The sequence below is a fragment of the Sphingopyxis sp. 113P3 genome (genome assembly GCF_001278035.1).
In the GTDB taxonomy this organism is placed as follows: domain Bacteria; phylum Pseudomonadota; class Alphaproteobacteria; order Sphingomonadales; family Sphingomonadaceae; genus Sphingopyxis.
Genome location: NZ_CP009452.1, coordinates 1059468 through 1074505 on the forward strand (window position 1 = coordinate 1059468; position 15038 = coordinate 1074505).

Below are 15038 nucleotides of genomic sequence, written 5' to 3' on the forward strand. Positions count from 1 at the left end.
CGGTCACTCGTGACTTGCCGCTGGACAATGCTAGTGGCTTCAGCTGGGCTTAACGCGCCCATAGAGGATGCCGACAATTATTGAGAATGGCAAAATCGTGAGGCCGATAATCTGGACGGGTGGATGCGGATCACCTCCCCAGATTGCCCACGATGGCAATGCCGACTGCTGTGCAGTTATGAAGGCCAGATGTAACCCGACGCTTGTCCAGATCGTGCCGGTTACTGCCCGGACAATTCCGAGAACTATGCCGAAGCAAGCGATGAAGCTCGCATCGGTTACCGAGCTCACGGCTCCCACGACCCATGCGAACAGGCTGAAAACGAGGGCCTGGCCAAGCACAGGTTTCCAAGGCGAGCGATCTTTCTCCAGAGCCTGCATTATCCAGCCCCGGAAGAGTAGCTCCTCAGGCAAGGCCTCGCTTAGGAGGACCAGAAGGAGGAGATACGCGAGTGTGAGAGCCGTCTCGGATGAGCGTGTTAAACCGATGTCGGTCAACCCGATCCAGGCCAGCGTGGCCGTCGCCGGGATGGCCAGCGCGGCATATGCCGCCGCTCCGCTTGCGGTCTGACTGAAAGTCCGTCGGTCTAGTGGACTCCAGGTGATGAGACGCGGCCGCGCGTATGACATGGCGCAGCTGAGCCCGGCGACAATGCCTGTGACGGTCACGCCGAAGGCCAGCCGTTCGCCATGATCAATGGGGAAGGGGGCTTTCGCGCTCAGCGACAATGACGCTCGCCAAAGAATGACCGCGCCTGTCGTAAGAATACCGATCCAAAGAAGCGCCCTCAAGCCGTCCCTCATCCTCGCCCTCGCGCTCAGTGCGAAAGTCCATACCAGCCTACAACGAACCGGCCATGAGCGTCACTCTCATATCGACCTCCATAATAGTGCCGCCTGTCGGTGGAGGGCGGGGAGGACCGAGGAGCACCTCACGCACTGCAAGACCGCAAGATTACGCAGAACCTGCCCGGTCCAACGCAATATGCCAGCGCATCAAAATTCCCCTGCGATCCCGACGCGGGCCGCATTGTTCCCATTGCCCGCATAGGCGAACCCCGCCGTGAGCGCGAAGGGCGCCTCGGTGTCGAGGCGATGCGAGATCGCGCCGCCGATCGCCTGCGCTCCGCGGAAGGTCGAGCCGTTAAGCGCATAGCTCGTTCGGCCAGGTTCGGAGGGCATCGGCGCATAACCGATCGCCATGGCGGCTGCTATCCCCGCCCGGGCATCGCGCCGGTCGCGGTTCACGCGGCCTTGAATCCGGGCGATGTCGACCGGTCCGAAATCGGCGAGAGCCAGATTGCCCGATGCGTCCGCCGTCACATAGCGGATGTCGCCCGACTGCGCTGCCCGGCTCTCGGCCGATCCGATCCCCGCAAGCGTGTAGGTCGAACCCGACGAACCCAGCGCGACCTGGCCAGGTCGGCTCGCGACGGCATTTTCGCCGATCGCCACCGCACCTGCGGCGGTCGCCTGCGCGTTGCGGCCGAGCGCGATTGCCGATTGCCCTTCGGCAATGCTGTCCGCACCAATTGCCACGGCGCCGGTCCCGATTGCCCTGTTGTCCGCGCCGAGCGCGACGGCGCCCCGTCCGGTGGCGATATTGGGATCACCGATCGCGACGGCGCCGTCACCCGAGGCGATATTCCCCGCGCCGATGGCGACGGCCTGGCCGGCCGCAGCCTGCGCGTTCGTTCCGATGGCTACCGAGCGGTCGCCCGCCGCCACGCTGTCGCCGCCAATGGCCACAGCGTCGGCGCCGGTGGCCTGCGAGGCCGCGCCGCTGCTGTTGACCGCGAAATAGACAAGCTCGGCTTCGTTCGCATTGGCTTTGGCGAGCGCGATATCGGCGTCAGCCTGCGCCTGCACTGCGATATTGCGCGCGGTATCGGCCTCTGCCTGCGCTTTCACCGCCTTTTCAAAGGCGTTGTCGGCGCGCTGCCGCGCCGCCACCGCATCCTCGCCTGCCTCAATGGCGACGCGCTGTGCTTCTCGGGCTTCCGTGCGGGCGGCCGCGGCGTTGGTCTGCGCGGAGACGGCGTTGTCGAATGCGTCGTCCGCTCGCTGCTGGGCGGCGGCCGCGTCCGCAAGCGCGGTGTCCGCGGAGCCCTGCGCGCGGGCCGCGGCGTCCGCGTTGGCTGCGATCGCGGTATCTTGCGCGGCATTCTCCGCGAGCGCCTGATCGGCCGCATCCTGGGCGCTTGTCGCCCGCGTGAGCGCGGTGTCGGCCGTGCCCTGCGCCCGCGCCGCTGCCTCGGCGTTGGCGGCAATCGCGGTGTCCTGCGCGGCATTTTCCGCGAGTGCCTGATCGGCCGCATCCTGGGCGCTTGCCGCCCGCGTGAGCGCGGTGTCGGCGGTGTCCTGCGCGCGGGCCGCTGCCTCGGCGTTGGCGGCAATCGCGGTGTCCTGCGCGGCATTTTCCGCGAGTGCCTGATCGGCCGCATCCTGGGCGCTTGCCGCCCGCGTGAGCGCGGTGTCGGCCGTACCCTGCGCCCGCGCCGCCGCCTCTGCGTTCGCGGCAATCGCGGTGTCCTGCGCAGCATTCTCCGCGAGCGCCTGGTCGGCCGCATCCTGGGCGCTTGCTGCCCGCCCGAGCGCGGTGTCGGCCGTGCTCTGGGCGCGTGCGGCAGCCTCAGCATTGTCGGCAATCGCGAGATCCTGCGCATCATTTGCGGCAAGGGCCTGGTTTGCGGTGTCCTGGGCCGTGGCGGCGTTCGCGAGCGCGGTCCCGGCCGCCGCCTGCGCGGCGGTGGCGCTGGCGAGGGCCGTGTCGGCGGTCCCCTGTGCGCTCGCGGCGCTCGCAGCGGCCTCGTCCGCCGCCGCCTGCGCCGCTGCCACCTGCTGGTTGGTGTTGTAGAGCTGGTCGCCCGTCACCGCGTCGGATGAGCCGGCGGTAACGGCCCCGCTCGCGACATTGACGATCCGTCGCTCCGCGCCGGCAGCACCCACCGAAACCGTGTTTGCCTCGTCGGCGACCGCCCCCTGACCCAGAGCGACCGAACCCTCACCGGTGGCCTCCGCGTGCGCGCCAAAAGCCGACGCATTCAGCGCGTTCGCGGTAGCCTGTGCACCGACCGAAGTCGCGTTGTGCTGCCCCTCCGCGCCCGCGCCGGCCTGAGCTGCATGGCCAAGCGCGGTTGCGCCCTGGTTGACAAACCCGTTCGCCTTGGTGCCGCCAGCGTGGGTGTAAAATCCGAGCGCGGTCCCTCCATCGCCTGAGGCGAAGCTGCTGGTACCAACCGTCGTGCTCGAAAGACCCAGCGCAGAACTCTCCGAACCGATCGCCGTCGCATAGGAGCCGCTTGCGACACTCCCCCAACCGTTCGCCGTGGTTGCCGTTTCGCTCGCCGTACTGACCGTGCCGGTCGCCGTGCTGCGGACGCCGGTAGCCTGCGCGCCCCTCCCCGTTGCCGTCGCTGCAAAGCCGCTCGCAACGCTTCCCTGGCCGGTTGCGGTGCTGGCGGTCCCGTTCGCGGTGCTGCCCTGGCCGATCGCGGTAGAGTTTGGAGCGTTGGCGGTGCTATCCGCGCCGCATTCGGTTGTATTGATGCCCGGTCCGGTGTTGCATTCGGGCGTGGTATCCGCACGAGCCTCGGTTGGGATGAGCAGCGCAGTCGCGATGGCGAGCGGTGCACTAGCGACGAGCGATTTCGAAAGCATTGTGGATCGCATGATCATTTCCCTGTTTCGTGCCAACACGTCGACACCGAAGAGCCAAGCGTCCTACGGGGAGGTGGGGGCGCGCGGTGCGCTGCTCAGCCTTCGTTGCGGCGTGCCTCCAAACTAGGGTCGCCCCGGCCATCGATTCCACCGATCAATTCCAGTGAATTCTGACAAAATCTGACGGCGCGGGGTTGGCTCCCTACATGGTTAACAAAATCCAAAGCATTGATTTACGAAAGAAAAGTGGCGATAGCCGATTCATGGGCGCGCGAACGACATGCTTGATCTGAAAACGGTTCTCGTCGTCACTCTCGCCACGGTGTGTCTCCAGGCCCTGGTCTGGATCTTTGCATGGCGCGCCTGGCGGCACCTATATGAGCTCAGATTTCTTGCAGCCGGTTTCGCCGCAATGGCGCTCGGGGTGTGGCTGATGCTTCTGCGCGGCGAGCAGCCGGGGATCTGGGCGATCCTCATCCCCAACACGATCATCAAGCTCGGCCTCGTCCTGCTCGCCGAAGGGCTCGCCCGCTTTCTTGGTCAACCGCGCTACAGCTGGATCGGCCTTTCGCTGCTCGCCGCCCATATTGCCGTGTGGAGCACGGTGATCGTGGCCGCGCCTGGCGATGTTGCGATCCGGATACACGCCTCTACGCTCTTTACCCTCGTCATCATGTCGGTGATGTGCCTCGGGCTTGCTCGCGATCGCACGCAGCCAGCGCTTCTGCGCTGGGCCACCATCGCAGTCCTTGGCGAATATATGCTCGCAAGCGTGGTGCAGAGCGCCTTGGAGTTCATGCTGCCCGCCGACTTTCAAAGCGCCCCGATCCTCGCCGACCGCAATGCCTGGTATCTGCTGCAGGGCACATTGTTTCTGATCGCCCTCTTTACCTGCCTTCTCTTCATGCTGAGCGCGCGGCTCTCGGCTGACCTGCGCGAAAAGAACGCCCGTCTGATGAACGAAGTCGAGGCCCGGCGGCGTCTTGAAAATCGTTTGAGTGCGAGCCTCGACGCCGAGCGCGCGCTTCGCGAGGAGCAGGCCGACCTGGTGCGCGTGGTCAGCCACGAGTTTCGCACACCGCTCGCCGTCATTCGCCGCTCTGCAGAAATGATCAGCCTCGTGGGCGACAGTGCTCCGAAAGCCAAGCACGAGCGGCTCGCAGGGATTAACGAAGCGGTCGATCGGCTGTTCGCGCTGATCGACCGCTTCATGACCGACGACCGCGAGCGCACCTTCCAACCCGAACCCGTCAGGATCGGCGCCATTCTGGCCGAAGTCCTGGCGCATCTTGCCGTGCGGGAGCACCGGGGGCGTCTCGAGGTTGCGATCGAAAATCCGCAGGTGATGCTGGAAGCCGACGCCGAGATGATCGCGACGGTCCTCACCAATCTCATCGACAATGCGCTCAAATATTCGCCCGCCGACAGCCAGGTCGCGATAGTGGGCCGCGAAGAAGGGGCATCCCTCGTCGTCGAGGTGCGCGATCGGGGGATTGGCATTCCCGCGAGCGATCGCGGCAAGATAGGTCGCCGCTTTTTTCGCGCACCCAACGCCAGCGCGATCACGGGAACGGGGCTCGGTATCTATTCGGCTCGCCGGCTTCTCGCCTTTCACGGCGGCACCCTCGATTACGAGCACCCGAGCGACGGCGGCACAGTGGCCGTCGTGCGCGTCCCGCTGCCCGCGGTGCGCCAGCGCCAGGTCAGCTGCGAGAGGGTGACGGCGTGAGTCAGATCCTGATCGTCGAAGATGAACCCAGGCTGCGGCAGGACCTCGGCGACTTTCTGAAGCTGCGCGGCTTTGAGGTAACATCCGCGGCTTGCGCGCAGGAAATGCGCGCGGCGTTTGCAAACCAACTGGCGCCCGATGTCGTCATCCTCGACGTGGGGCTACCCGATGGAAATGGTTTCGATCTCGCTCTGGAAATTCGCAAGGGCCACAATTGCGGCATCATCATGCTGAGTGCCTATGGCGACACCGGAGACCGGGTTCGAGGGTTCGACAGCGGCGCCGACATCTATCTCGTCAAGCACAGCCCCTTGCGCGAGGTCGAAGCGGCCACCCGCTCGCTCTTGCGGCGAACGCGGGAAGCGCGAGCCGCGGCGGGCGGCACTTCGGGTTCCTGGGCTCTCGACACCACCAGCTGGGAACTGGCTTCGCCCGACGGCAAGTCGCTTCGGCTGACCGGTACCGAATTTGCCTTCTTGCATCTGCTGTGCCAGCGTCAGGGCCAGACGTGCACGAGAGAGGAGCTCGTGACCGCGCTTGCGCGGCCCTCTGGTCATTTCGAGAATCGCCACCTCGACGCCATTGTGAGCCGGCTGCGCAGAAAAATCGAAAGCGCCACGGCTCACCCCCCAGCTATCAAGGTTGTCTATGGTGTAGGCTATACTTTTGCAGCCCCGGTGGTCGTCGAATGATGGGGGCACATCCGGCGGCGGTTGATGCCGCGTCGCGGCAAAAATTTACCCCTCCGCCTCACTCCGCAATCTCTCGATCCGCTCGGCGCAGAGTGTTTCCACGATATTGCGCAGCCTGCTGGCCGCCTCGGCCAATGCAGCAAGGTCTTCGGCGCTGATCTCATAGCTCATCGAGTAGCGAGCCTCGACATACGCCCGTTTCAAGAGCTCAAAGCGCCTGCGGTCGATTTTATTGTCGCGCGGCCAGGCCGCGATCAGCCGCTCCTCCTTGTCCTCGGCGAGCGAGCGGAGGAATTTGATGTTGTGGGACCGGGGAAAGTAGAATGTGTATGTCAGAAGAAAGCAGCCATATGCGCGTTCCACGGCTTGGTGAAGCGCAAACGCGGCCGCGTTCATCCACTGCCTATTCTGCGGACTCCGTTCAACCTGAAAACGAGCCGTTTCGATCTGAACGTTGATTGCGGGAAACGAGCTTGCATAATATTCTGATGCCATCCTGTACGCATCGCTGGCCGTCATAGGCTGCGGCGCGGCGAACGGGTGGTTGGGTAGCTCGTAAAGGGCGATGCCGTCGCGGATGATGTCGACCCAGAAATATTCGCCGCGGCGGAGCGCCTGATTCACCTCCTGCATCGTATGAACGATGATGTTGACGGTTCGCCCTATTGCAGGATCGCGCAGGATCCTGTCCTCGGCGACATACCAGTGATCGGCAATGTCGGTGAGGTCCTCGTGACTGACAATGATCAGGAGATCAAAGTCGGACTGATAGCCATTTTCGGGCTCGTCGACCCAGTCGCCCCGCGCATAGCTGCCGAAAAGGATGATCTTCAGGATCTTGCCGTTGCGCTTCCATTCCATCGTCGCGCGCTCGATCGAGCGCGCAAACTCCTCCATCAGCACGCACGTGATACGCTCAAGCTCGCCTTGCTGTCTTGCCGGCAGATGGTGGATGTCACTTCTCATTTTCGCTTCGATTCTGACGGGAGACCCAAGGGCTGGCAAGCTCTTCTGCCCTCAATCTGGCGCTATCGGACGCGGCGACGTCCCGGAAGGGGAGGGGGAACGTAGGGCGGGCGTCACTCGCCCAGGCTTCGTTTTTCATAGACGGTCCTGATCGAGGTCCCGTCCCATACATAGCAAAGATGCCGCTCCTGCCGGCAATTTGAAAGAATGCGGGGGCGGAATGCGGCAGCGCATTCGCCCCCCTCGTGACGGACGCTCCAGTAGCGGATGCCGTCGGCGCCCGCATCGCGCAGCTCGGACGCGAGGCCCTGGGCGATCGCATAATTGTCGGGGTCATAGAGATGCGGGTGGCTCGCTGCGAGCGGACGGATGTCGTGGAGATCGGCGGCGAGGTCGACCGCGTAGACGCGCATGTCGATTTCCTGCGGGGGCTCGTTAGTCGCAGCGAGGAATTTGGTGCGGTGGTGTTTCGTCTCTGCGATGGCCGTCTCGAGCGTGAGCGCGGCGTAAAAAACGCCGAAGCTGCCATCGGTGAAGCGGCTGCCCGTGGGGTTGAGATGCGTAAAGGCTGCCATGATCGGCGTCGCTCCCGGGCCCGAAACCCGATCCTCGGGCGGCACGAGCGCAAGATCACCAACCTCGTCCCTCAGGCGGTCGTTGGTCATCGCCTCGATCTGGAAGACCGCATCGAGATCCTCTGCGCGCGCGACCTTGTCGAACAGCCCGACCGGTGGGAAGCGGCTCGGGATGATGCGATAGCAAGGCGACCAATGGGTCGCGGTGACAGGAATATCTTGTGCCACGCCTTAGCCGCGCTGACCGTCGATATATTGCCGCACGACATAAAGATCAGCGACATTGCCCGAGGTCATCCGGTCGAGCGCCGACTTGCCCGCGAAAAGCTTCGCCTTGTTCGGCTTGCGCACCCAACTATCCGCGGTCGCGGGCACAAGGATCTGCAGCCCCTTGTAGATGCCCATCACGTAGGAAATCCGCTCAAGCGCGTCCTTCGAGAGCGCCGCGACCTCGCCGCGCTTCCAGTTCTGAAGGGTCGAGCGGCTGTCGAGCCCGAGCAAGGCCATTTGCTCCGCTTCATTGAGATCCCACGCCTCGGCGATACTGAAGAAGGTTCGCAGCGCCGGGCCAGTCAGGCTCTTGCGGTCGATCGCGTTACGGGCTGCGGTTGCCATATCGGCTCCTTTCCGAGCCTACATTATCCTTATCTGGTCAAAAATCAATATTCGACCCGAATCGGAACATTTGACTATGCTGATGCGACCGGTTCCCACGACAGGGTTCGCCGGCGATGCCCTCGCTTTCCCAATCAGGGTCGACCCGGCGCCTCCGGCGATACTCCGACGACGTCCACCAGACCCTCGCCAACCACTACTCCGGTGATCCGGACCCGCTTTTCGATATGGTCGACAGGGACACGGTGAAGATCGAGCTTCCAGCGGCCGCCGAGATCGCGGCGCAGGATGAAGCCGCCCGCCTCGCGGACCAAGGTTCCGGTTTCGTCAATCCTGGTCCCGATCGCGGTCATGAGCCGCCTTTATGAAATGCAAGGATCAAGTGCCAGTCCAAACCTTCTGAGGAAGGCCGGGCCTTGCGTGCGGCACCACGCGTCCCGAGCGAATTTAGAACCAGATTGAGGCCGTCTCCGCGACACAAACTGGCAAAGCTCGCTTATGCTCATCGCCTGCGCGCTGGAGTCCGTCCGTCGATTGATCCGGCAAAAGCGCCCAGATTTCGAAGCCTTGGCCCTGATTGTGTCATGGGAGTATATTATGCACCATAAGATCGACTGGCAGTCCGAATATTATACGAGGATGTTCGAGCGATATGATCGGGCGGATTTCGCGCAGGAGTTTCTCCGCCGCAATCCCTGCTATCAGCGTCAGTATGTCGCTGCGCTAGGCAAGCCCGCGGCGCTCGGCCGGGTCGCGCGCCACTGGGGGTTGGTCTTTCGCCTTCGATCCCGATCTTAGCGCCGCCGAAGCACCCGCAATCTGGCATCCACGTGCCTGCGCGCTCGTCGCGGTTGCCCAGCCGGCGCCCGAGGGACTCGCTGCGGCACGGCTCGCTGAACTTGTGCGCAGCGACCGGGTCGCGAGCGAAGTGATCGGCTATCGCGAATGGCATCTCGTGCTTCGGATTGCGGGCCGCCACTACCGCGTCGCTGTCCGCTACTGCGAGGGCAACGAGGAAATTGCCTATGTCTGCCCAGCCGACGCGCAGGGTGGCATCCGGCTCGCGCTTGCCGCCGCGCTGCATCGCGGCCTGAGCGGGGAGGAGCTGGTGACGCCTCCAGCCGGCGTCGATCCCGGACCAACCGAGCGCTGGCGCCTTGTCCAGTGGCTTCGTCTTCTCGATGGGATCGCGGTCGGCGCGTCGCCTCGTGCGCTTGCCGCCGCGCTCCTTACGCCCGAGGCGCGTCATTATTCGGCCGCCGAGTGGGACGCCTCGAGCGAAAGGCGCCGCATCGCGCGATGGCAGCGCGGCGCGCTCGCGATGCGCGACGGCGGTTACCGCGCGCTCCTCGCGGCCTCATGATCGGGACATTCCGACCTTTCCGCGCTTTGTCCGTTCTCCGTCATGATCAGGATCGGCGAGACATGCCTTGAGCCCGCGAGCCTGGCGGGCACGTCGCTTGCTAACGCCGGAGATCGCCCATGACCGAGCCGTTTGAGCCCGATGGCCCCCGCTATCTCAGAACCCCCGATGCGGCCTTGCATCTCGGGCTCTCGGCGCGAACGCTCGAAAAGCACCGCTGCTTCGGCACGGGCCCCAAATATCTGAAGCTGGGCGGGCGCATCGTCTATGAGATTTCCGATCTCGACGCCTGGGCTGGAACTGGGCTGCGCTATTCGACCACGAATCCGCCCAAGCGACTGATCCATCCCGCACGCCGTGTGGTGCGTCGCTGATGCGCCTGTGCCGCGATGCGGGCGAGCGGGGCCCCCAGGCCCTGGGGCGAGCTTCATCTCCGGAGGGGGCCGCCCTGCATCGCGGCTATCTCGCCGCGACGCTCGCAGCGGCGGCGCTCTTCGCCTCCCTCTTCGCCGCGATTATCTGGCAGGCGCCGCGTCCACGCCTGATCTGGAACGCGAGCGCGAGCGTTCCCCTCGGCCTCTACCGGATTGAAGCGCGCACCCCTGCGCCCGGTGATCTCATTGCCATCAAACCCCCGCCTACGGTCGCTGCCTGGCTTGACCGCCGGGCTTACCTGCCTCTCGGGACGCCCCTTCTCAAACATGTCGCGGCGACGCGAGGGGCCCGCGTCTGCCGCTGGGGTTCCCAAATATCGATCGACGGTCGCCGTGCGGCAATCGCGCGCGCGGCCGACCGGAGAGGTCGCGCACTCCCGCGCTGGAGAGGCTGTCGCACGCTTCGCCAAGGCGAAATCTTCCTCCTCAACGCCGCGCCCGACAGTCTCGACAGCCGCTACTTTGGACCCCTGCCGGCTTCCGGCCTTCTTGGCCATGCGCGGCCGATCCTCACGCGCTCGGCGCCCGGTTCCCCGCTTCGCTGGCGTTCGCACGGACTCTCCTGCTCGTTCCACCCCAAGAAGAAGGATTATATCTCATGCTGATCGGAACCTTTCACGAAGCCGGCCCCGGCTACTCGGGCCGGATTACGACGCTGACGCTCGATGCGGCACTTGCCATTGTTCCAGCAGCCCCAAGCGATACCGAGAATGCCCCCAATTGGCGCGTGCTGCTTGGCGAGGCCGACAGCACGATCGAGGTAGGCGCTGGCTGGGACCGCACCGGCGAGCGCGCCGGGCCCTATATCGCGCTGCAGATCGACGACCCCGCGTTGCCGGCGTCGCTCCGCGCCAATCTCATTCGCTCAGCGCGCGACGAGGGAGAACATCATCTTCTCTGGTCGCGGCCGCAACCGCAAGACCGGAGTTGAGCGGTGCCGGGCATGGGGCATCGCAGCCGCAGCGCGGCTGCGCACAAGCGGCGCATCACGGCGGCGTGCGCGCTGGCGATCGCGGTGCATCCCATGCTCGGTGCGGCGGGAGCAGAAAGCCGGGATCGCCATGCTCCGGCCGCGCCGCGGCACGCTGCACAAGCAGCGCATGTGGCGGAAGCCGCGCGCCGTTTTGCTGTCCCCGAAGACTGGATCTGGCGCGTCATGCATGCCGAAAGTGGCGGCAATCCCCGCGCGCAATCGAGCGCTGGCGCAATGGGGCTGATGCAGATCATGCCCGCGACCTGGGCTATGCTGAGCGCGCGCCACGGGCTCGGACCTGATCCCTTTGATACGCGCGCCAACATTCTCGCAGGCACCGCCTATCTCCGTGCGATGTGGGACCGATATCGCAATATCTCCTTGATGCTCATTGCCTATAATGCGGGCCCGGGGCGCGCTGACGCCTACGCAGCGGGCCGCCGCGGGCTGCCGGCAGAAACCCGCGCCTATGTCGCCCGCCTCGCTCCCCTTTTGAGAGGCGCGACAGACAAATCTGCACCCGCCTCACGCAAAGAGCCGCCGTCTTGGCGCGATGGGTCGTTGTTTGCAGCCCGGCCCGGTCTGCCGCCCCAAGCGGCGGACGGAGAGGAAGGGCCTGTCGCGCTAGTTTCGCTGCCATCGCTCTTTATTCAGCTCTCGCGCCGTGAGCCATGAGCAGCCTGCTCGTTCCGGATAGCGGGGAAGGCAGAAATGGTGAGGCGATCCTCGCCGCCAGATCATGACCGAGCCGCATGATCGCCGGCTTCATGCGGAGATGCTGCGGCGGCAGGGGCGCTACAGCCAGACCCGACGTTTGAAGCGCCACCTTGCGATCATGCTCTGCTCGGTCGCGCTCGCGGGCCTCGGCTCCCCTTGGCTGATGCTCAGCACGCCCGCTCTCCAATCCAGCGGTGCATGGTGCCGGTCGAAGATTTTGATCTGGTTTGCGACGAGCCACGATCCCGGCATGACGATCCGTCATGAGGGGGCGGATTACCGCGTGTCAGCGCGCGCGCTCGCGGCGCATCCCTATTATCGCCGCGCTGCGCAAGTCTCCGGCGGCTTGGTCCTGCGTGGAGGCGCGGCTGGATTCGGGGCCTGGCTTTCCTGCCTGATCCTCCTGCGCGGAGCTGCGGCGCGGCGGCGCGAGCGTGCGCTGCGCGACCGGTTCATCAGCGGCACGCGTGTGGCGAGCGGGGCGACGCTCGCGAAGCTGACGCGCAAAGAGGCGAACGCACGCGTGCTTGCAATCGGGCCCGTTGCGATCCCGCCGCGCCTCGAAACCCGGCACATGGCGATGATCGGCACGACCGGTAGCGGCAAGACCACCGTACTGCGCCAAATGCTCGACGGGATCGAGGCGCGCGGCGAGGCGGCGCTTGTCTATGACACGAGCGGCGAATTCATTGCCCATTATTTCAACCCGGCGCGCGGCGATGTCATTCTCAACCCATTCGATGCCCGCTGCGCCTACTGGTCGCCATTTGCCGAGATCGCGCACCCCGCGGATGCCGACCGCATCGCGCAGCAGTTGATCACCGAAACCGGCCACGACGGGCGCGATGTCTGGGTCGAGACGAGCCGCATCCTCGTCGCCAATATGCTGCGCGCGCTCTGGCGCGAGGGGAAGGGGAGCTTGCCCGACCTTCTTCACGCGCTCCAGGATCGGACCCGGGATGACCTCAAGGCGTGGCTCGGCGACAGCTCGTCGGCTCGGATCTTTGCCGACGACGCAGACCGCGCGACCGGCAGCGTCCTCTTCATGCTCGCGAAAGCCGCCAACCTCATCCAGTTTCTGCGGTTGCCAAGCGGGGCGGAGACACCTTTTTCCTTTCGCGACTTCATCGCGGGTCTCGACGCCTGCAAAGGAAAGAGGCCCTGGATTTTCGTGCCCCGCAAGGAGGATTATTTCGAAGCCTCAAAGCCGCTCCTCGCCTGCTGGCTTGAATGCGCGGCAAGCGCGCTGCTTGCCCTGCCGCCATCGCCCGAACGGCGCGTCTGGCTCCTGCTCGACGAGCTCGCCGACCTCCCGCGCGTCGACAATCTTGCCCGGCTGCTTCCCGAGGGACGAAAGTTCGGCGCCGCGGTCGTGCTGACCTTCCAGGCGATCGGGCAGATGCGGCACCGCTACGGCAAGGATCTCGCGGAATCGATGCTCGGCTGCTGCAATACCAAGCTTTTCCTCCAGATGATCGATGGCGAGAGCCGGAAATGGGCGAGCGACGCCGTCGGCCATTGCGAGGTTGAGGTGCATACCATGACCGGCGGGCTCGGCGATCGCGATCATGCGCCCCATTTCACGCTCGGGCGGCAGCGCCGAACGCGCCCAGCGGTGCCTGAAAGCGCGCTTCGCCTTGCGCGCTACGAAGGCTATTTGCTCTTTCCCGATGGTTTGCCGGTCGCGCGGATTTCGCTCAGCAGCGACCACATCGCGCGGCGCGGTCCGCCGGGGCAGCCCGCTTTTATCGCGGCCGACCCAGCGGCGAGCCTTTGGCAGCGCGCGGACCGTGGGAGAGGGGCGATCAACGCTAGGCGCTCCCCAATCGCCTCGGTGCTCGATGAAGGTCCGCTCTCATGGGCCGGTCAGCCGCGCCCCTCCTCGAAATAGGCCCGCATCCGGTGCGCCGTCTCGGGTGTGAGCCTGACGAAGCTTCGGCGACCATCACTCGGGTCGGGTATGCGATCGATGATCCCGGCAGCGCATAATTTCCGGCAGAGCCGGAGCGCGCTGCTCATCGGGATGCTCGGCGTGACGCAGAGCGAACTGAGAGGCAGGGGTTCACCCTCGCACTCATGGATGAATATATCGATGAGCATCTCCCACGCGGGATCGCCGAACAATTCGGGAGCGCCGAATAGCTGATCGCGCAGCAGGCGCCGTCGCAGCGTGGCCTTGGCATTTTCCAAAGCGATTTTGCCCCTCTCGGCGGGCCCCGGACTGCGAAGCTGCTGCATGGGGCCGCGCTCGAGCTCATTCGCTGCCCTGCTGGTGCGGATGTGACGCGTGCCGCCCTCGGCAACGATGATGTGATCGATCAGCTTGATGTCGAGTTCGCGGCCGATCCGGTCAAGTTGCCGCGTGACTTCGATGTCATGATCGCTCGGTGTCGGGTCGCGGCTTGGATGATTGTGGATCATCCCACGGCGTTCATTATCATTTTGACATTCAATGATTTTTTTGAATAACCCCTGAAGATGGTGCCGTGGTTTGGGAGCTGCGCTTAGTACGCTATCGTGATCGTCACGGGCGATCATCAACGCGCTCAGCGAGTTCGCGTCACGCACGGCACCGAACTTCATCCTTTCCGCCTCACAATTCAAGCCCACCGATTCGGCGGAGCCCCTCGGGGCATTCACGAGCTGGCATTCCGGCTATCCAGTCGTCTTGCGATACCGCCCTTTCCTCGGTGATCCAACATAGCATATGAGATCTGCCGCCTTGAGCGCGGCGATGTCCCGTCGCGCGGTTTTCACACTGACGTCCCAAACAGCCGCGATCTCCCTGGCGTCGCATCGACCCTCGACGACTCGGCCCAGAAACCAGCGTTGTCGCTCATTGATCTCTGCCCGATCAGGGACATTTATAGGGTCACGTTCAGGGACACGTTCAGGGTCATATTCTCGCGCACCCGTTGCTGAACGTCCGCCAGCGGCTTCACCGGCCGCATAGGCTTCACGGGCTCTGGCAAGCGATATGCGATCCACCGGGCCGGTCAACGGGATCGCCGCCGGGCCTTCGAGCAGGCCGAGAACGAAGGCCCTGATGACGGGCGACGAAACCACCAGGCGCAGGAAATACACCGTATCCGGCCCGTGCTGCGCTGAGAGCCAATGCTTCACGGTCCTCTCGCTCGCATCCGTCTGACGCATGAGCTGCTTGATCGCACGGCGACTGTCTCCATGCTCTTTGCGCAGCAGCTCGGCGATGGTCTGCGCATAGGTGTCGCGTCCGCCAAGAACGCCTGTCCATAGGGGAAATTTCCTGCCCGTTTTCGGCAACATCTTCCGTTTTCTCCGCAGCTAAACTGGTT

Annotated in this window: 17 protein-coding genes; 9 read left to right on the forward strand and 8 right to left on the reverse strand. The window is 64.7% G+C overall.

Translation table 11 applies throughout. The features are described from left to right. Window positions 1-39 precede the first annotated feature (39 nt). A complete protein-coding gene (locus LH20_RS05105; RefSeq protein WP_158501103.1) occupies window positions 40-792 on the reverse strand; it encodes a CPBP family intramembrane glutamic endopeptidase in 753 nt (250 codons plus the stop codon). 204 nt (window positions 793-996) lie between these two features. After that, window positions 997-3660 (reverse strand): YadA-like family protein, encoded by a 2664-nt coding sequence (locus tag LH20_RS05110; RefSeq protein WP_053553295.1) that lies wholly within the window; start codon window positions 3658-3660, stop codon window positions 997-999. Between the two features lie 280 nt (window positions 3661-3940). On the opposite strand from LH20_RS05110, the gene LH20_RS05115 reads away from it, so the two are divergent. Both LH20_RS05115 and LH20_RS05120 read left to right on the forward strand, forming a co-directional pair. Next, window positions 3941-5389 carry a sensor histidine kinase gene (locus tag LH20_RS05115; RefSeq protein ID WP_053553296.1) on the forward strand — a complete coding sequence of 483 codons (1449 nt, stop codon included), beginning with the start codon at window positions 3941-3943 and terminating at the stop codon, window positions 5387-5389. After that, a complete protein-coding gene (locus tag LH20_RS05120; protein ID WP_053553297.1) occupies window positions 5386-6081 on the forward strand; it encodes a response regulator transcription factor in 696 nt (231 codons plus the stop codon). Before LH20_RS05115 ends, LH20_RS05120 begins: the two co-directional genes overlap by 4 nt. Window positions 6082-6126: 45 nt before the next feature. Here the strand turns inward: LH20_RS05120 and LH20_RS05125 are convergent, their stop codons facing one another. From LH20_RS05125 to LH20_RS05140, 4 genes are all read right to left on the reverse strand, one after another. Then, the gene (locus tag LH20_RS05125) at window positions 6127-7047 is read right to left on the reverse strand and encodes a nucleotidyltransferase and HEPN domain-containing protein (RefSeq protein ID WP_053553298.1); all 921 of its coding nucleotides are present in this window, start codon (window positions 7045-7047) and stop codon (window positions 6127-6129) included. Window positions 7048-7160: 113 nt separating this feature from the next. Next, window positions 7161-7850 carry an RES family NAD+ phosphorylase gene (locus tag LH20_RS05130; protein WP_053553299.1) on the reverse strand — a complete coding sequence of 230 codons (690 nt, stop codon included), beginning with the start codon at window positions 7848-7850 and terminating at the stop codon, window positions 7161-7163. A 3-nt stretch (window positions 7851-7853) separates the two neighbouring features. After that, on the reverse strand, window positions 7854-8237 hold the full coding sequence (locus LH20_RS05135) for an antitoxin Xre-like helix-turn-helix domain-containing protein (RefSeq protein ID WP_053553300.1): 384 nt from the start codon (window positions 8235-8237) through the stop codon (window positions 7854-7856). 134 nt (window positions 8238-8371) lie between these two features. After that, window positions 8372-8590 carry a DUF5818 domain-containing protein gene (locus LH20_RS05140; protein WP_053553301.1) on the reverse strand — a complete coding sequence of 73 codons (219 nt, stop codon included), beginning with the start codon at window positions 8588-8590 and terminating at the stop codon, window positions 8372-8374. A gap of 244 nt (window positions 8591-8834) precedes the next feature. Here LH20_RS05140 and LH20_RS05145 point away from each other — a divergent pair, with 244 nt between their 5' ends. The 7 genes from LH20_RS05145 to LH20_RS05175 all read left to right on the forward strand — a co-directional run bounded on the left by LH20_RS05145 (window position 8835) and on the right by LH20_RS05175 (window position 13615). Continuing rightward, on the forward strand, window positions 8835-9035 hold the full coding sequence (locus tag LH20_RS05145) for a transcriptional regulator domain-containing protein (protein WP_053556100.1): 201 nt from the start codon (window positions 8835-8837) through the stop codon (window positions 9033-9035). Between the two features lie 103 nt (window positions 9036-9138). Continuing rightward, window positions 9139-9600 (forward strand): DUF2285 domain-containing protein, encoded by a 462-nt coding sequence (locus tag LH20_RS05150; RefSeq protein WP_235527122.1) that lies wholly within the window; start codon window positions 9139-9141, stop codon window positions 9598-9600. A gap of 119 nt (window positions 9601-9719) precedes the next feature. Continuing rightward, window positions 9720-9974 (forward strand): helix-turn-helix transcriptional regulator, encoded by a 255-nt coding sequence (locus LH20_RS05155; RefSeq protein ID WP_053553302.1) that lies wholly within the window; start codon window positions 9720-9722, stop codon window positions 9972-9974. After that, window positions 9974-10639, forward strand: a complete 666-nt coding sequence (locus tag LH20_RS05160) for a S26 family signal peptidase (RefSeq protein ID WP_083455312.1) — start codon at window positions 9974-9976, stop codon at window positions 10637-10639. Before LH20_RS05155 ends, LH20_RS05160 begins: the two co-directional genes overlap by 1 nt. After that, window positions 10633-10965, forward strand: coding sequence for a DUF736 domain-containing protein (locus LH20_RS05165; protein ID WP_053553303.1), 333 nt, complete (start codon window positions 10633-10635; stop codon window positions 10963-10965). Before LH20_RS05160 ends, LH20_RS05165 begins: the two co-directional genes overlap by 7 nt. A gap of 12 nt (window positions 10966-10977) precedes the next feature. Next, the gene (locus LH20_RS05170; protein WP_053553304.1) at window positions 10978-11682 is read left to right on the forward strand and encodes a lytic transglycosylase domain-containing protein; all 705 of its coding nucleotides are present in this window, start codon (window positions 10978-10980) and stop codon (window positions 11680-11682) included. 64 nt (window positions 11683-11746) lie between these two features. Continuing rightward, complete coding sequence (locus LH20_RS05175; RefSeq protein WP_083455313.1) at window positions 11747-13615, forward strand: type IV secretion system DNA-binding domain-containing protein; 1869 nt, start codon at window positions 11747-11749, stop codon at window positions 13613-13615. Here LH20_RS05175 and LH20_RS22780 read toward each other — a convergent pair. Together LH20_RS22780 and LH20_RS05185 are read right to left on the reverse strand one after the other, a co-directional pair. Further along, the gene (locus LH20_RS22780; RefSeq protein WP_158501105.1) at window positions 13591-14145 is read right to left on the reverse strand and encodes a JAB domain-containing protein; all 555 of its coding nucleotides are present in this window, start codon (window positions 14143-14145) and stop codon (window positions 13591-13593) included. The two genes, LH20_RS05175 and LH20_RS22780, sit on opposite strands and share 25 nt — an antisense overlap. A gap of 234 nt (window positions 14146-14379) precedes the next feature. Continuing rightward, the gene (locus LH20_RS05185; RefSeq protein WP_053553305.1) at window positions 14380-15009 is read right to left on the reverse strand and encodes a DeoR family transcriptional regulator; all 630 of its coding nucleotides are present in this window, start codon (window positions 15007-15009) and stop codon (window positions 14380-14382) included. Between the last annotated feature and the right edge of the window lie 29 nt (window positions 15010-15038).